Consider the following 15,216-nt stretch of genomic DNA (forward strand, 5'->3'; position numbering starts at 1 on the left):
TCCTTCAGACGGTCGTGTTTCAGAATGCGTTGCCGGTGCGGGCGCCGAGCTTCTTGAATATCATCGCGGCTGGGCAAAAGCCGGTGAATGCCGATTGCAACAGGTTTGCGCCGACGAAGACTGTCAGCCAGACGAAGAGCGGGTGTACGAAGGCGGTCAGTGCGATGGACAGCAGAACCATGAAGCCGGCAAAGGCGAGTACCATACGATCGACAGACATATTTATCTCCAGCAAAATAACTACAAATATTCGTATATACGTTATTTAAATTATTGCAAGCTTTCTGTCGGGGTCATAAATCTCGTTGTGAAGGGCGGGTTTGCGTTGCAATGGCTAAGGCGGATTTCCGCGAGAAATAAAATGTGACGGTTGTTGCATCGCCCATAGCTTGCAATTTCAATCGATTTAAATAGCTTGCGCCACCGAATGGAGAGCAAGTGAATGTCGACGAATCTGAACAGTGACCGGATCCAAGACGAACGGAGTTCGGCGATCCCCAAGAGCCGCGTTGCTGTCTCGCTGCTTTTTATGGCTAACGGTTTTTTCCTGGGTACATGGGCGCCCAAAATCCCGGAATTCGCCGCGCGACTTCAACTTTCAGATAGCGGTCTGGGTTTGATGCTGCTGATGTTTGGCCTGGGGTCACTCGCCCTTATGCCGGTCGCAGGGAGCCAGATCGCGCGCTACGGTTCGCGCCGTGTGGTGCAGGTCTCTGCTGTCCTGTTCATTCCAACGCTGCTCGGCATCACGCTTGTTGGCTCCGTTTGGGCCGGTGCCGCGGCACTATTTCTTTTCGGCGGTTTTACCGGTGCAATGGATGTCGCAATGAATGCCAATGCCGTCTCTGTGGAGCGGCGCATGCGTCGCTCGATCATGTCGTCATGCCACGCCTTCTGGAGCCTTGGCGGACTGATTGGCGCCGGAGCAGGCGGCTTCCTTATCGCTCATGTTGGTGTGCTTGCTCATGTCCTGATTGCCACGGGGTTTGCTGGCGCGCTGCTGATCATCGCCTGGCCGATGATCATGGTCGATCGGCCGCATGCGGACGATGTTGTTGCAAAGGCACGGCTTCCCTTGTCACCTCTTCCCTGGCTCATTGGCCTCATGGCGCTGCTATCCATGATCCCGGAGGGTGCCGTTCTCGACTGGGGTGCCATCTATTTGAGAGACGAACTCGGCGCTGATCTGGCTCTTTCAGGTCTCGGTTTTGCAGCATTCTCTCTGACTATGGCGGTCATGCGATTTGCGGGTGACTGGGTGCGCGATCGTTTGGGCGCCGTACTCACGATGCGGATTTGCTCCGTGCTTTCAATGAGCGGTTTGCTGGTGGCGGCGTTCGCACCTGATGTGACGATCGCCATGTGTGGCTTTGCGCTGGCCGGTGTCGGAATTTCGAATATGGTGCCTATCGCTTTTTCGGCGGCTGGCAATCTGCCGGGCCTAGCGCCGGGCATCGGACTTTCCGTGGTCACCACCATGGGCTATTCGGGAATCCTGTTTGCTCCGTCTCTCATCGGTTTCGTGGCCGAACACACCTCGCTCGCCAATGTTTATCTTGCCCTGTCGCTGGTCAATCTTGTGGTGCTTGCATTGTCGGGCCTGTCACGTCATGCGGATGCGCCTCACAACGCAGTATGAGGCGGCCAGGGGGCATCGTGGAGGCCATAGAGTTGACAAGCTGCCATGTTTGATCCACCTGACATGCAACCATGCAGCGGTTAGAGAAAATACCATGATCCAAGCGGAAGAATTTGACCCGAAGCCGCGCCGGGCATCTGTTGCGGTCGATGTCGGAGGTGTAATCGTCGGAGGCGGTGCCCCGGTTGTGGTCCAATCCATGACCAATACCGATACAGCAGATGTCGATGCGACGGTTGCACAGGTGGCAGCGCTCCATAAGTCCGGCTCAGAAATGGTGCGCATTACCGTGGATCGCGACGAAAGTGCTGCGGCTGTGCCTAAGATTCGCGAACGCTTGTTGCGTCTCGGACAGGACGTGCCCCTGATTGGCGACTTCCATTATATCGGTCACAAATTGCTGGCCGACCATCCGGCTTGCGCCGAGGCTTTGGCCAAATATCGCATCAATCCGGGCAATGTCGGTTTCAAGGACAAGAAGGACAAGCAGTTCGCCGATATCATCGAAATGGCGATCCGCCATGATAAGCCGGTTCGTATCGGCGTGAACTGGGGCTCGCTGGACCAGGAATTGCTGACCCGGCTGATGGACGACAACCAGTCGAACGGCTCCCCGCTGTCGGCGCGCCAGGTGACACGCGAGGCAATCGTTCAGTCGGCACTTTTGTCTGCAGAGCTTGCCGAGGAAATCGGCCTGCCGCGTAATCGCATTATCCTGTCGGCAAAGGTTTCGCAGGTGCAGGACCTGATCGCTGTCTATTCGATGCTGGCTCAGCGATCGGATCACGCGCTTCATCTGGGCCTGACGGAAGCCGGCATGGGATCGAAGGGGATCGTCGCGTCTTCCGCAGCCATGGGATACGTGCTTCAACATGGCATTGGCGATACGATCCGTGTCTCGCTGACACCCGAGCCCAATGGAGACCGTACCCGCGAGGTGCAGGTTGCCCAGGAATTGCTGCAGGTCATGGGATTTCGACAGTTCGTGCCGGTGGTCGCCGCATGTCCGGGCTGCGGACGGACCACGTCCACCGTCTTCCAGGAACTGGCACAGCGCATCGAGGGCGACCTGCGCAAGAACATGCCGGTGTGGCGCGAAAAATACCCGGGTGTTGAGGGTCTGAACGTCGCAGTGATGGGCTGTATCGTCAACGGTCCCGGTGAAAGCAAACACGCCGATATCGGCATTTCGCTTCCGGGGACTGGCGAAAGTCCTGCTGCGCCGATTTTCATCGACGGTGCCAAGGCGATGACACTTCGCGGTCCCAATATCGCCTCTGATTTCGAAGCGCTTGTCATTGACTATATCGAGAAGCGTTACGGACAAAAAAGTGCTGCAGAGTAGGTTGTGGTGAGCGCTTTCCTCATATTGCCGCAATTGTTATGTTGAGCGAGAGGAACATCATGGAGCGAACCTAACAATGATCAAGAAGCTGCCCATTCTCGCGCTTGCCGCGTTCTATCTCAGTGCCTGCACGACGACAGACCCCTATACAGGCGAGCAGAAGGTTTCCAACACAGCCGGCGGCGCCGTACTCGGCGCAGCACTTGGCGCGGTCGGTGGAGCTGTCGTTGGCGGCGGCGGCAAGGGAAGCCGCAATGCTGCGCTGATCGGCGCCGGTATCGGCGCGCTCGCTGGCGGTGCCATCGGCAACTACATGGATCGCCAGGAGGCCGAGCTTCGTGCGCAGCTTCAGGGCACCGGGATCTCGGTTACCCGTTCCGGCGACAGCATCATCCTAAACATGCCGTCGAATATCACATTCGCATCCGACCAGTTTGCGGTAATGCCGAACTTCTATCCGACGCTCAATTCCGTGGCGATCGTCTTGAACAAGTTCAATCAGACGCTTGTCGATATCAACGGACATACGGACTCTACCGGCAGTTTGCAGCACAATCAGGAGCTGTCGCAGAATCGTGCGCAGTCCGTTGCAAACTATCTGTTCGGGCAGGGGCTTGATCCTCGACGCGTATCGGCGGTCGGCTTTGGCCCAAGCCAGCCGATCGCGACGAACGCGACACCGGAAGGACGCGCTCAAAACCGCCGTGTCGAAGTACAGATCTCGCCGCTCAGAAAGGGATAGCCACATCCGGTTCAGAGTTTGGGAAAAGCGCTGTCTTCGGATGGCGCTTTTTCATGTGCAGAGGAGCGCAAGGCTATCGCAGGCGATCTCGGGACAAATGTTGTGGTCGGAGGTCGTCTAGTTTTTGCGATTGGCGACGAAGTGTGCGGCTGCAATCAGCGTGCTTGCCCGGTCGCCAAAGGGCCTCAGAATATCCGTCGCTTCGGCGACAAGCCTTGAAAGTTCGCTTTCGGCCCACTGCTGTCCCTTGAGCGCCAATAGCGTGCCCTTGCCGCGGGCGGCGTCCTTGCCGGTTGCCTTGCCCATGGTTGCAGCATCGGCGGTCAGGTCCAGCAGATCGTCTGCAAGCTGGAATGCTCTGCCAATCAATTCACCGAAACTTCGCATGCGCTGGCGCTCTGGCAGTGGCGCGTCTGCCAATATTGCTCCTGCCTCGCAGGCATAGCGCAACAAGGCACCTGTCTTCATCGCTTGCAGGGTTACTATGCCCGTTTCATCGGGCGCTGACTTTTCTGCTGCCAGATCGAGTGCCTGGCCTCCGGCCATTCCGCCAATGCCGGCCGCGCGGGCGAGCTCAAGTACAAGCTGTGTTTTCGCCTTGTCGGTGAGATCCGTCTCGGGGGCGGCAACGATGTCGAAGGCAAGCGTCAGCAGTCCATCACCGGCCAGGATGGCGGTCGCTTCGTCGAAGGCAATGTGAACCGTTGGCTTGCCGCGTCGCAGATCATCGTTGTCCATGGCAGGCAGATCATCATGCACCAGCGAATAACAGTGCAGACATTCAAGCGCCGCGCCAACGCGGATCGCCGCAGCCTCATCGGCGCCAAAGAGTGCGGCGCTTTCCATCAGCAGGAAGGGACGGAGCCGCTTGCCACCATTCAAAACACCATGGCGCATGGCTGCCAGCAAATGTTCAGGTCGGGCAATCTCGCCTTCAAGCGCCTTCTCGTCCAGCACAGTGGAAAGCGCGTCTTCAACGCGGGCAGCGGCTATGCGCAATCGGGTTTCGAAAGTCGTGGATTGATCGGTCATGAGCGTTGTTTTGCACGCGCGAAATTGTCTGGCAACGAGAATCTTCCGGCCTATCCATCGTCATTCAATTGTGGCCTATGGCCATGAGATTGCAGGGACGTTAAGAACAATCCAAGGCGGTGGGCCACTGAGCCTCGAAAACCTGAAGGAAGGGCGCTTTGGAAGAGATGGCATCGAGGCGAGGCTTGAAATTGGGCTATTGGTTGCGGCGCGTGTTGTTGGTTCTGCTGGCGCTTGTGGTTCTGCCCTATTTTCTGATCCTCGTTTACGCCGTGCCGACCGTTCATCCGATGTCGACGCTGATGCTGACAGACTTCGTGACATTTCAGAACTATGACCGACGCTGGACGAATTTCGATGATATTTCGCCCAATGTCGTGCAGGCGGTGATGATGTCCGAGGACGGTCAGTTCTGTAATCATGACGGTGTTGACTGGGGCGAGATGAAGGGCGTGGTGGAAGAGGCGCTCGCAGGGGAAGCGACGCGCGGTGCCAGCACGATCCCCATGCAGACGGTCAAGAACCTCTATCTCTGGAATAGCCGGTCTTTTGTGCGAAAGGCGTTTGAGATTCCACTCGCCATCACATCCGATTTCGTCTGGTCCAAGCGGCGGATAATGGAGATCTACCTGAACATCGCAGAATGGGGTCCGGGAATTTACGGCATAGAAGCTGCTGCCCAATACCATTTCAAGGTTTCCGCATCCAAACTCTCCCGGCGACAGGCGGCGCTACTGGCCGTTTCTCTGCCAAATCCGATGGAGCGCAATGCCAGCAAGCCGACGAAGGCACTCAATCGACTTGCTGCGCGCGTAGAGCGACTGGCGCGCAATTCCGGGGCATATATCACCTGCCTTTATGACTGAGTTTCATAAGTTTCATTAGTCGCAGCCGCCACTCGGAGGTAGCCTGATGGCCGGATTGTTCAAAGGGACGGCAGCATGAGCGAACTTATTCTCCATATCGGAAACAAGAACTACTCCTCATGGTCGTTCCGTCCGTGGATCGCCATGACCGGGTGCGGGATCGATTTTGAAGAGCGGCTCATTCCTTTCGATTTTCCGGGCGGAAATCAGGCAATACGAGCGGTGTCGCCAACCGGTCGGGTGCCGCTGCTCGAGCATGGCGAAATCAAGGTTTGGGAATCTCTGGCGATTATCGAATATGTCGCTGAACTGTATCCAGACGCTGGCTTGTGGCCGAGAGCATCAGACGATCGCGCCGTGGCACGGTCAATTTGTATGGAAATGTTGTCGGGCTTTTCGGCTTTACGTGGCGCATGTCCGATGAACATGCGCCGGCCACGGCGTTCCATCGATTTGCCAGACGGCGTGATGCAGGATGTGGCCCGGATAACTGCCATCTGGCGGGAAATGCGCACTCGCTCAGGCGGACCATTCCTGTTTGGTGCGTTCAGTGCGGCCGATGCCATGTTCGCCCCGGTGGTCAATCGCTTTGATATTTACGGACTGGTTGATGATGCCGATACAGTGGCGTATATGGACGCGATGAAAGCCCATCCGGCATGGCGCAAATGGCTGGCGTCGGCACTGGAAGAAAGCTGGATTGTCGAAGAAGATGAAGCTTAGACCAATGAATCGGAGCTTGCGCGCAAAAAATGCGCTTTGGGTCTGGTCAAAGCTCGGTGGGACATGTATAAGCCCGCCAAATTCCGAGATCGTGACATGATCGGTCCGGCCGAAAAACAGGCCGGGGATTATGTTTTGTCCGTCATTTGGAGTAGTTGAAATGGCTGTACCGAAAAGAAAAACGACCCCGTCCAAGCGCGGTATGCGCCGCTCTGCTGACGCACTGAAGGCTCCGACTTACGTCGAAGACAAGAACTCAGGCGAACTTCGCCGCCCGCACCATGTCGATCTGAAGACCGGCATGTATCGCGGTCGTCAGGTTTTGACGCCGAAGGAAAGCGCATAATTTTTGCGTTTGCACGAACTTAAAAAGGCTGGCGTATTGCCAGCCTTTTTTCTTTTTAGCACAGCATCATTTATTCCAAGCGCAAACTGGACTATGAAGTCGGTCATTCATCGCATCGATGTGAATTGATCCCGGAGGCTTAGAGACTAGATGGTTGCCGCATTCCCGCTCATGATCCTTCCCTTCATCCTGTACAATCTGGTGATGCTGGGGGCGCTTGGCGGAGATGGCGCATCGACATTCGCGCAGGTGATCTTGTCGCTATCGATGCTCTCTGGCGCTCTTTGGACACTGTCCCTCGGGGACCTCTTTATCCTGATCGCGCTTGCGCTTCTTTTCGTCGAGATCTTGAAAGCCACTCGCACGGGTTCCGGCTCCTTGCTCAACCACATGTTGTCGATGCTGGTCTTTGTGGCCTATCTGGTCGAGTTCCTGCTTGTCAGGGGGGCTGCCACGCAGATTTTCTTTATCCTGATGGTCATCGCGTTCATTGATGTGGTGGCAGGCTTTGCCGTCTCCATCCGAAGCGCCGGCAGAGATGTGTCGATCGGGCTCTGAGCCAGTCGCACAAAAAAGCCTCCGGCAGGTCTTGGCCTATCCGGAGGTCATGTTTCGAAATCAGCGCCTGATGTCAGAGATTGTCGAGCTTGTTTTGCAGTGAGCGCAACTGCTCCTTCAACTCGTCTATGTCCTTTGCCTCTGCCTTTTTCGATTCCTTTTGCGGCTGTGTCGCAAGGAATGGCGAAAACATCTGCATCGCCTGATGGAACATGTCAGTGTTTCGTTTGACCTGCTCTTCCATCAACTGGATTGGCATCTGGAAATTCTTCGGAAGCGGCATTTCTCCGAATGCGGATGTCATCTGTTCGCGCATCTGGGCTTGCTGTTCAGTGAAGGCCTTCATGGAGTGTTCGAGGAAGCTTGGAACAACCATTTGCATCTGGTCGCCATAATAGCCAATAAGCTGTCTCAGGAATGAGATTGGCAACAATGTATTGCCTGTCTTCGACTCCTGCTCGAAGATGATTTGCGTCAAAACCGAATGGGTAATGTCTTCACCGGACTTCGCGTCCTGCACCGTAAAGTCTTCGCCTTTTTTGACCATCTTGGCCAGGTCGTCCAGCGTCACATAGGTGCTGGTGCCGGTATTGTAGAGGCGTCGATTGGCATATTTCTTGATAACGATCTCGCCATCGTTTTTTGCCATAATTGTCTCCTGACCCCAAAAATATCTTTGTTTTTGCAACTCCCAATGCAACTGTAATCGCAAACGAAGCGACCTGACAATCTATTTGTGCGTTGCAGAAGTTCGCATCTGGAAGCCTCAAATTACCTTCAGACCAAATTATCCATCACTCGCTTGTCGTTTGACTTAACATCAAAGCTTTGTCAGGTTTCGTTCAGCAAAAAATAGTGAGGAAACATCCCATGAGCACACCCTCCATCGTTATTGCAAGTGCCGGGCGCACCGCTGTGGGCTCCTTTAACGGGGCCTTCGCCAACGTACATGCGCATGATCTGGGCGCGACCGTCTTGAAAGGCGTCCTCGAGAGAGCGGGTGTCGATGGCAAAGAAGTCGATGAGGTCATTCTCGGGCAAATTCTGACTGCAGGGGAGGGCCAGAACCCGGCCCGTCAGGCAGCCATGAAGGCGGGTATCCCGCAGGAAACGACCGCTTGGGGCATGAACCAGCTCTGTGGCTCCGGTCTGCGTGCCGTTGCCCTTGGAATGCAGCAGATCGCGACCGGTGACGCGAAGATCATCCTTGCAGGTGGTCAGGAATCCATGTCCATGGCGCCGCATTGCGCTCACCTGCGTTCAGGTACCAAGATGGGCGACATGAAAATGATCGACACCATGATTAAAGACGGCCTCACGGACGCCTTTTATGGCTATCACATGGGCATCACTGCCGAGAATGTTGCGCGCCAATGGCAGCTTTCCCGCGAAGAGCAGGATCAGTTTGCACTTGCTTCCCAAAACAAGGCTGAGGCAGCGCAGAAGGCTGGCAAGTTCAAGGACGAGATCATTCCTTTTGTAGTTTCTAACCGCAAGGGTGACGTCACCGTCGACTCCGACGAATATATCCGTCTGGGCGCCACAATGGACAACATGACCAAGTTGAAGCCGGCCTTCGACAAGGAAGGAACGGTGACCGCCGCCAACGCGTCCGGTATCAATGACGGTGCGGCTGCCGCGCTGTTGATGACGGAGAGCGAAGCATCACGTCGTGGCATAACACCGCTGGCGCGTATTGCGTCGTGGGCCACGGCAGGCGTGGATCCAAAGATCATGGGTACAGGCCCCATTCCGGCATCGCGCAAGGCCTTGGAAAAGGCCGGCTGGAAGATCGGCGATCTCGATCTGGTTGAGGCCAATGAAGCCTTTGCCGCGCAGGCTTGCGCCGTCAACAAGGATCTTGGCTGGGATACATCCATTGTGAACGTCAATGGGGGAGCCATCGCCATTGGTCATCCGGTGGGTGCCTCGGGCGCGCGCATTCTCAACACGTTGCTGTTTGAAATGCAGCGTCGTGGCGCCAAGAAGGGACTTGCAACCCTTTGCATCGGTGGCGGCATGGGCGTGGCCATGTGCCTTGAATCCATGTGACATTAGAAACAACGGCTGATCTTTGTTGAAGAGATCAGCCGTTATTTGGCGACATCGGCAGGTTCCAATAGAAGGGCCGCCATCGCCCAAACCATACCCAGAGGGAGGCTGGCTCTATGAGCAGAGTTGCATTGGTTACAGGCGGCACACGAGGAATCGGTGCTGCAATCTCGATCGCGCTGAAGGAGGCAGGCCACAAGGTCGCTGCCAACTACGCGGGTAATGACGAGAAGGCCAAGGCCTTCGAAAGCGAGACTGGCATCCCTGTCTTTAAATGGGATGTGTCGAATTATGCATCGTGTGCAGATGGTGTCGCAGCCGTCGAAGCTGCACTCGGTCCAGTCGATATTCTTGTGAACAATGCCGGGATCACGCGTGATGCGATGTTCCACAAGATGACGCCCGATCAATGGCTTGAAGTGATCAATACCAATCTGAACGGCGTCTTCAACATGACTCATCTGGTCTGGACTGGCATGCGAGATCGCAATTTTGGCCGCGTGATTACGATATCATCCATCAATGGTCAGAAGGGTCAGATGGGACAGGTCAACTATTCGGCCTCCAAGGCCGGCGATCTGGGGCTGACCAAGGCGCTCGCCCAGGAAGGCGCCGCCAAGGGAATTACGGTCAATGCAGTATGTCCCGGCTATATAGCCACCGAAATGGTGAAGGCCATTCCTGAAAAAGTGCTGAACGAGCGTATCATTCCGCAAATCCCCGTCGGTCGGCTCGGCGAGCCGGAAGAGATTGGACGCATCGTGACTTTTCTCGCCTCAGACGATGCCGGATTTATTACCGGCTCGACTATCTCGGCAAATGGCGGACAGTTCTTCGTCTGAACTAAAAAAGCCGGACCATCAGTGCGAAGCAAGCTGATGGCCCGGCTTTAATGTAGACGCTATTTCGGCTCCTCATGTCCGAAACGTAAACGCCGATACGAGATCGGCATCTACACTTTTTAGCGGCAACGGGCCTCATAGGTGCGGCCGTGGCGATCGCGATAGACGCAATAGCCCGCGCGTTCCTGGGACCGCCCGATCAGAGCGCCGGCAACACCACCAGCCACGGCACCGATTGCGGCACCGCCTACGGAATTCGATGCGATACCACCGATAACCGCGCCACCGGCTGCGCCAACCGACGCACCACGTTCCGTGGCAGTGCAGGATGCGAGAGCAGCGATGAGACCGAGTGAAAGAAGTACTTTTTTCATTTTGGAAGTCCTTTAATAGGGGGCTTTCAGATCAGATTCGGCCCATCAGGAGCAAAATCAGAATAATGACAACGACGAGACCGAGGCCGCCGGAGGGACCGTAGCCCCATGAGCGGCTGTAACCCCAGTTGGGTAGTGCGCCAATCAGCAATAAGACAAGAACAACAAGCAGAACCGTACCGAGCATAAGACCCTCTCCTTTTTGGTAGGCCGAATAGAAACTTCGACACATTAATGCTGGTGCGGCTGATTTGTTCCGAGCACCAGGTGGGGAATGCGTCGTGACACGTTAGCCAGCACTGACCAACGGCGCCGCGACTCGACCGGATTGATGCTCGCTTTCTGGGGTTGTGCATGTGCAAGTACTCTTCCTCTCGCAGAGAGAGGCGATCTCACCAGGATTGGCGCTTCGATGAAGCGCTCCAGAACCTTGTTGAATTCACTCTGTCGCTCAACCATCAACAGATGACCTGAGTTTCCAAAGAGAACTGTCTGCGCATTGGGAAGCATTCTCGATATGCGTATCTGATGTGATGGCGGAACGATTGAATCATTTGCTCCGATAATATTCAGCGCCGGAACCTGAAGTTCGGGTAATACGGGCAGTGCCGATGTCCGCTGGAACCAGGCGACAACAGACGCGATGTCCTCCGGTCTGGATCGCTGAAGCTGGATGCGCACCTCTTCCATCATCGCACGTGCCTCCTCGGTCTCCCAAGGGCAGGTCTTGTCATAGACACATTCGATGGACCCATGACGGAAATGCTGTTGGCTCGAAATCCAGCGCCGGAAGCAGGCGGCAAAAAATCTTGGGCCAAGACCAGGAATTCGAAGAATTCGAGCGGCGACCCTTTCGCGTCCCTCAAACCGCCCGCAGGCAAAGCTGCCCATCAGCACCACCGATTGAATGAGGTCAGGCCTTGCCGCAGCGAGGAGAAGGGAAACGAATCCGCCCGTCGAGTGACCAACCAGTGTGACGCGGCCAAAGGGAAAGTCCTCTTCGATAGCCTTCGCGTAGGCTTCAACGATCTGATCGGTCGTCAGTTGTGCTCCGGCTGAGGCAAGAGGCCAAGGATGATGTCCAGGGAGAGGGTAAGCGACCGCGTTACGCTCTCGAACACAACCTGGCGCATAAAGTCGCCAGAAAGTGGGGGACATGGCCAAGCCGTGTATGAATACGAAATTTCGACCCGTGTTTCGCGACAACCATTCAGCCGGGGGACGCCCAAGACTCATGTTCGTTAACCTTTGCGCTTCTCGCAAGCGAAACGGTTATCCCACGCATCGGTTCCGACTCGATCTCTGGTTGGCACCTTTTCTCGGCACGATGTCGCGAGGAGGCCCCTATTCCGGCTGAGCATCAGGGATGCGCTATAAATTTCCGCCTGGACAAAGCTGCGGACGCCCCATTGCTTTTCCGTCGCCGTCTGGTTTCCGGGTCGCACCTGAAATCTGCGATACGAGATGGCTTTGGCCGGAACAGGCGTGCGCCTCTGCCTCTCAAAGGTGATTATTTCCCTCAAATGCGGAAACATCGCTTGCCTTTGCTGTCGATGATCGCCATGTCTTGCCCGACCGCGTCGCAACATTCGGATTGCGTGGTTGCTTAATTGCGGAGCAGGGATTGACGTCGCAACCCATGATATTGAGCGGCCGCGGCGTTACAGCTGTGCTGGGGCCGACGAATACAGGCAAGACCCATTTCGCGATCGAGCGAATGATTTCCCATGGTACCGGGATCATCGGGTTGCCCTTACGGCTTCTTGCACGAGAGGTTTACACCCGCGTTGTCGAACGCGTCGGCCTGTCTCAGGTCGCTCTCATTACCGGTGAAGAACGAATTTCGCCGCCCGGTGCCCGGTTTTCGGTGTGCACGGTCGAGGCATTGCCGCGTGACACCAAGGTGGGGTTTGTCGCGATTGACGAAATCCAATTGGCAAGCGACCTGGAGCGCGGGCATATCTTTACTGACCGTCTTCTCCACCTTCGTGGGCGCGAGGAGACGCTTCTTCTCGGTTCAGGGACGATGAAGCCTATTCTCCAGCAGTTGCTGCCAGGGATCGTGGTCGTAGAACGCCCAAGGCTGTCACAACTTTTCTATGCCGGCCAAAAGAAAATCACCCGACTTCCGCAGCGGACTGCTATCGTTGCGTTTTCTGCCGACGAGGTTTACGCGATTGCCGAGCTGATCCGGCGTCAACGTGGCGGCGCAGCCGTTGTTCTTGGCGCGCTCAGCCCGCGCACACGCAATGCCCAGGTAGGTCTCTATCAGGAAGGCGATGTCGAATATCTTGTTGCTACCGATGCTATTGGCATGGGGCTTAATCTTGATGTCGATCATGTCGCTTTCGCTCAGGACCGAAAATTTGACGGCTACCAGTTCCGCAACCTCAATCCAAGCGAACTGGGCCAGATTGCGGGTCGTGCCGGCAGACATTTGAAGGACGGCACATTCGGAGTGACTGGTCGAGTCTCTCCTTTTGACAACGAGATGGTGGAAAGACTGGAAAGTCATCATTTCGATGCGGTCAAAGTCTTGCAGTGGCGGACGGCCGATTTCGATTTTTCGTCTCTCGACGCCTTGCGCCGCAGCCTGGAAGCGACACCGAAGATAGCTGGGCTGACGAAGGCTTTGCCGGCAATTGATCAGCAGGCGCTCGAAACGCTGGTGCGATATCCCGAAATCAGGGATTTGGCCACGAAGCCCGAACGTGTTCAAAAGCTTTGGGAAGCTTGCGCGTTGCCGGATTATCGGCGGATAACGCCTGCCCAGCATGCGGAACTGATATCTAGCCTCTTTTCTGATCTTGCGCGATACGGCACAGTGAACGAGAATTTTATGGCCGAACAGGTCATGCGCGCGGATCGAACGGATGGGGAAATAGACACGCTATCTGCTCGAATCGCGCAAATAAGAACTTGGACATATGTATCAAATCGGCCCGGTTGGCTTGCCGATCCGACACACTGGCAGGAAAAGACACGGGAAATCGAAGATCGATTGTCCGATGCGCTACATGATAGGTTGACGAAACGCTTTGTTGATCGCAGGACATCTGTGCTCATGAAGCGCCTGAGAGAGAATGCAATGCTTGAAGCTGAAATTAGTGTTAATGGCGATGTCTTCGTCGAAGGACATCACGTCGGACAACTAGCCGGATTCCGATTTACAATGGCCGTTGGGACAGAAGGTCCTGATGCAAAGGCTATTCAGACGGCAGCGCAAAAAGCGCTATCGCTGGAATTCGAGGCACGCGCTGCGCGTATCCATGCTTCGGGCAATAATGATCTGGCCTTGAGCTCTGATGGCCTTGTTCGTTGGATGGGCGAGCCTGTTGGCCGCTTGATCGGTGCTGATCATGTGATGCATCCGCGCGTCATCCTGCTGGCAGACGAACAGCTGACCGGAAATGCCCGCGACCATGTCGTCGCGCGTATCGAGCGCTTCGTGAATCACCATATTTCCACAGTGCTGAAGCCACTGGATGATCTTTCGCGCGCCGAAGATCTTCAAGGTCTGGCAAAGGGGCTGGCGTTTCAGCTTGTTGAGAACCTTGGTGTCCTCTTCCGTCGCGATGTTTCAGATGACGTTAAGTCGCTGGACCAGGAATCGCGTGCATCCATTCGCCGTTATGGCGTCCGCTTTGGCGCCTATCATATTTTTGTGCCCTCGCTGTTGAAGCCTGCGCCAGCGGAGTTGATTACGCTGCTTTGGGCGCTGAAGAACGACGGTATGGAGAAGCCGGGCTATGGCGATCTCATTCCGGTTCTGGCGGCAGGGCGAACATCCGTTGTGACGGATCCGACCTATGAACGCATGTTCTACAAGCTTGCCGGTTTCCGGTTTCTTGGAAAGCGGGCCGTTCGCATCGATATTCTTGAGCGGTTGGCGGATATCATTCGGCCTCTGCTGCAGTGGAAGCCGGGGCAGGCGGCGCGGCCGGAAGGTGCCTATGATGGTCGCCGCTTCACGGCGACGACCGCAATGCTGTCGATCCTCGGTGCGACCCCTGACGACATGGAAGAAATTCTCAAGGGCCTTGGCTATCGCGCAGACAGCGTGACGGAAGAAGAAGCGCAAGCCCATCTCGGACAGCAAGACGGTGCATCTGCAACTATTGCGGCAAAGGGCGAGCCCGCAACAGCAGAAACATCGAACACGGATGCCGTTGAGGGCGGTACAGATGCCCCTCCAGCGGTCGAAGAAGCGAGTACTCCTTCTGAAGCCGCGGTCGCCGCTGGCGCAGTTGCGACCGACGTCGCCTCGGAGGATAAGCCCGTCGAGACGGCTGGGACGGAACCGTCTGGTGAGCCTGCTGTTTCTCAGGACGCCGATGTGGCGGAGCCGAAGCCGGTACTCTTGTGGCGCCCGGGCGGTCGCAGCGACAACCAGCGCGGCGAACGTGCACCCAATGCCAATAAGGGTCGAGGTCGCCGCAATGATGCTGAAGCGCAAGGCGAGCGCCGCCGGGATGGTCAACCATCAAAACAGGGCGACCGTGACGATAATCGCGGCGGCCACGGGAAACGTGGAGAGCGCCCGGACCGCAAGCCGTTTGGTGATCAGCGTCCGAAGCGCAATGAAAAGGGTCAGCCCAATCGCTTCGATTCCAAGCCGGTTCGCAAGGAAAAGCCGCTTGATCCCGATTCGCCCTTTGCCAAGCTTGCCGCGCTCAAGGAGCAGATGAAGAAGTAGT

The 15,216-nt window shown here is 56.1% G+C and carries 16 protein-coding genes; 10 read left to right on the forward strand and 6 right to left on the reverse strand.

The features are described 5' to 3' along the window. Window positions 1-19: 19 nt before the first annotated feature. Complete coding sequence (locus tag ACQQ2Q_RS16110; protein ID WP_428188127.1) at window positions 20-220, reverse strand: YgaP family membrane protein; 201 nt, start codon at window positions 218-220, stop codon at window positions 20-22. A 222-nt stretch (window positions 221-442) separates the two neighbouring features. Here ACQQ2Q_RS16110 and ACQQ2Q_RS16115 point away from each other — a divergent pair, with 222 nt between their 5' ends. The 3 genes from ACQQ2Q_RS16115 to ACQQ2Q_RS16125 all read left to right on the forward strand — a co-directional run bounded on the left by ACQQ2Q_RS16115 (window position 443) and on the right by ACQQ2Q_RS16125 (window position 3,726). Continuing rightward, a complete protein-coding gene (locus ACQQ2Q_RS16115) occupies window positions 443-1,639 on the forward strand; it encodes an MFS transporter (protein WP_428188128.1) in 1,197 nt (398 codons plus the stop codon). Window positions 1,640-1,733: 94 nt separating this feature from the next. After that, complete coding sequence (ispG, locus tag ACQQ2Q_RS16120; RefSeq protein ID WP_428188129.1) at window positions 1,734-2,984, forward strand: flavodoxin-dependent (E)-4-hydroxy-3-methylbut-2-enyl-diphosphate synthase; 1,251 nt, start codon at window positions 1,734-1,736, stop codon at window positions 2,982-2,984. Between the two features lie 76 nt (window positions 2,985-3,060). Then, complete coding sequence (locus ACQQ2Q_RS16125) at window positions 3,061-3,726, forward strand: OmpA family protein (RefSeq protein WP_428188130.1); 666 nt, start codon at window positions 3,061-3,063, stop codon at window positions 3,724-3,726. Window positions 3,727-3,843: 117 nt separating this feature from the next. Here ACQQ2Q_RS16125 and ACQQ2Q_RS16130 read toward each other — a convergent pair whose 3' ends face one another. Next, window positions 3,844-4,758: a polyprenyl synthetase family protein gene (locus ACQQ2Q_RS16130; protein WP_428188131.1), complete on the reverse strand. Its 915-nt coding sequence runs from the start codon at window positions 4,756-4,758 to the stop codon at window positions 3,844-3,846. A 167-nt stretch (window positions 4,759-4,925) separates the two neighbouring features. Between ACQQ2Q_RS16130 and mtgA the strand changes: the two genes are divergently transcribed. The 4 genes from mtgA to ACQQ2Q_RS16150 all read left to right on the forward strand — a co-directional run bounded on the left by mtgA (window position 4,926) and on the right by ACQQ2Q_RS16150 (window position 7,251). Next, window positions 4,926-5,624, forward strand: a complete 699-nt coding sequence (mtgA, locus tag ACQQ2Q_RS16135) for a monofunctional biosynthetic peptidoglycan transglycosylase (RefSeq protein WP_428188313.1) — start codon at window positions 4,926-4,928, stop codon at window positions 5,622-5,624. A gap of 75 nt (window positions 5,625-5,699) precedes the next feature. Next, window positions 5,700-6,347 (forward strand): glutathione S-transferase family protein, encoded by a 648-nt coding sequence (locus tag ACQQ2Q_RS16140; protein WP_428188132.1) that lies wholly within the window; start codon window positions 5,700-5,702, stop codon window positions 6,345-6,347. Window positions 6,348-6,507: 160 nt separating this feature from the next. After that, window positions 6,508-6,693 (forward strand): 50S ribosomal protein L32, encoded by a 186-nt coding sequence (gene rpmF / locus ACQQ2Q_RS16145; protein WP_428188133.1) that lies wholly within the window; start codon window positions 6,508-6,510, stop codon window positions 6,691-6,693. A 150-nt stretch (window positions 6,694-6,843) separates the two neighbouring features. Then, window positions 6,844-7,251: a hypothetical protein gene (locus ACQQ2Q_RS16150; RefSeq protein ID WP_428188134.1), complete on the forward strand. Its 408-nt coding sequence runs from the start codon at window positions 6,844-6,846 to the stop codon at window positions 7,249-7,251. Between the two features lie 73 nt (window positions 7,252-7,324). On the opposite strand, the gene phaR is transcribed toward ACQQ2Q_RS16150, so the two are convergent. Further along, the gene (gene phaR, locus ACQQ2Q_RS16155; RefSeq protein ID WP_428188135.1) at window positions 7,325-7,900 is read right to left on the reverse strand and encodes a polyhydroxyalkanoate synthesis repressor PhaR; all 576 of its coding nucleotides are present in this window, start codon (window positions 7,898-7,900) and stop codon (window positions 7,325-7,327) included. Between the two features lie 221 nt (window positions 7,901-8,121). On the opposite strand from phaR, the gene ACQQ2Q_RS16160 reads away from it, so the two are divergent. Together ACQQ2Q_RS16160 and phbB are read left to right on the forward strand one after the other, a co-directional pair. After that, the gene (locus ACQQ2Q_RS16160; protein WP_428188136.1) at window positions 8,122-9,303 is read left to right on the forward strand and encodes an acetyl-CoA C-acetyltransferase; all 1,182 of its coding nucleotides are present in this window, start codon (window positions 8,122-8,124) and stop codon (window positions 9,301-9,303) included. 116 nt (window positions 9,304-9,419) lie between these two features. Continuing rightward, entirely contained in the window at window positions 9,420-10,145 is a 726-nt protein-coding gene (phbB, locus tag ACQQ2Q_RS16165) for an acetoacetyl-CoA reductase (RefSeq protein WP_428188137.1), read from the forward strand. A 119-nt stretch (window positions 10,146-10,264) separates the two neighbouring features. On the opposite strand, the gene ACQQ2Q_RS16170 is transcribed toward phbB, so the two are convergent. From ACQQ2Q_RS16170 to ACQQ2Q_RS16180, 3 genes are read right to left on the reverse strand one after another with little or no spacing between them, the layout of a single operon-like run. Further along, window positions 10,265-10,519 carry a glycine zipper domain-containing protein gene (locus tag ACQQ2Q_RS16170; protein WP_428188138.1) on the reverse strand — a complete coding sequence of 85 codons (255 nt, stop codon included), beginning with the start codon at window positions 10,517-10,519 and terminating at the stop codon, window positions 10,265-10,267. 31 nt (window positions 10,520-10,550) lie between these two features. Continuing rightward, on the reverse strand, window positions 10,551-10,706 hold the full coding sequence (locus tag ACQQ2Q_RS16175; protein ID WP_428188139.1) for a DUF3309 family protein: 156 nt from the start codon (window positions 10,704-10,706) through the stop codon (window positions 10,551-10,553). A 44-nt stretch (window positions 10,707-10,750) separates the two neighbouring features. Then, window positions 10,751-11,755, reverse strand: coding sequence for an alpha/beta fold hydrolase (locus ACQQ2Q_RS16180; RefSeq protein ID WP_428188140.1), 1,005 nt, complete (start codon window positions 11,753-11,755; stop codon window positions 10,751-10,753). Window positions 11,756-12,158: 403 nt separating this feature from the next. Between ACQQ2Q_RS16180 and ACQQ2Q_RS16185 the strand changes: the two genes are divergently transcribed. After that, window positions 12,159-15,215: a helicase-related protein gene (locus ACQQ2Q_RS16185; RefSeq protein WP_428188314.1), complete on the forward strand. Its 3,057-nt coding sequence runs from the start codon at window positions 12,159-12,161 to the stop codon at window positions 15,213-15,215. The last annotated feature ends 1 nt before the right edge of the window (window position 15,216 follow it).

Origin of the sequence: Agrobacterium sp. ES01, assembly GCF_050320885.1 — a bacterium.
In the GTDB taxonomy this organism is placed as follows: domain Bacteria; phylum Pseudomonadota; class Alphaproteobacteria; order Rhizobiales; family Rhizobiaceae; genus Allorhizobium.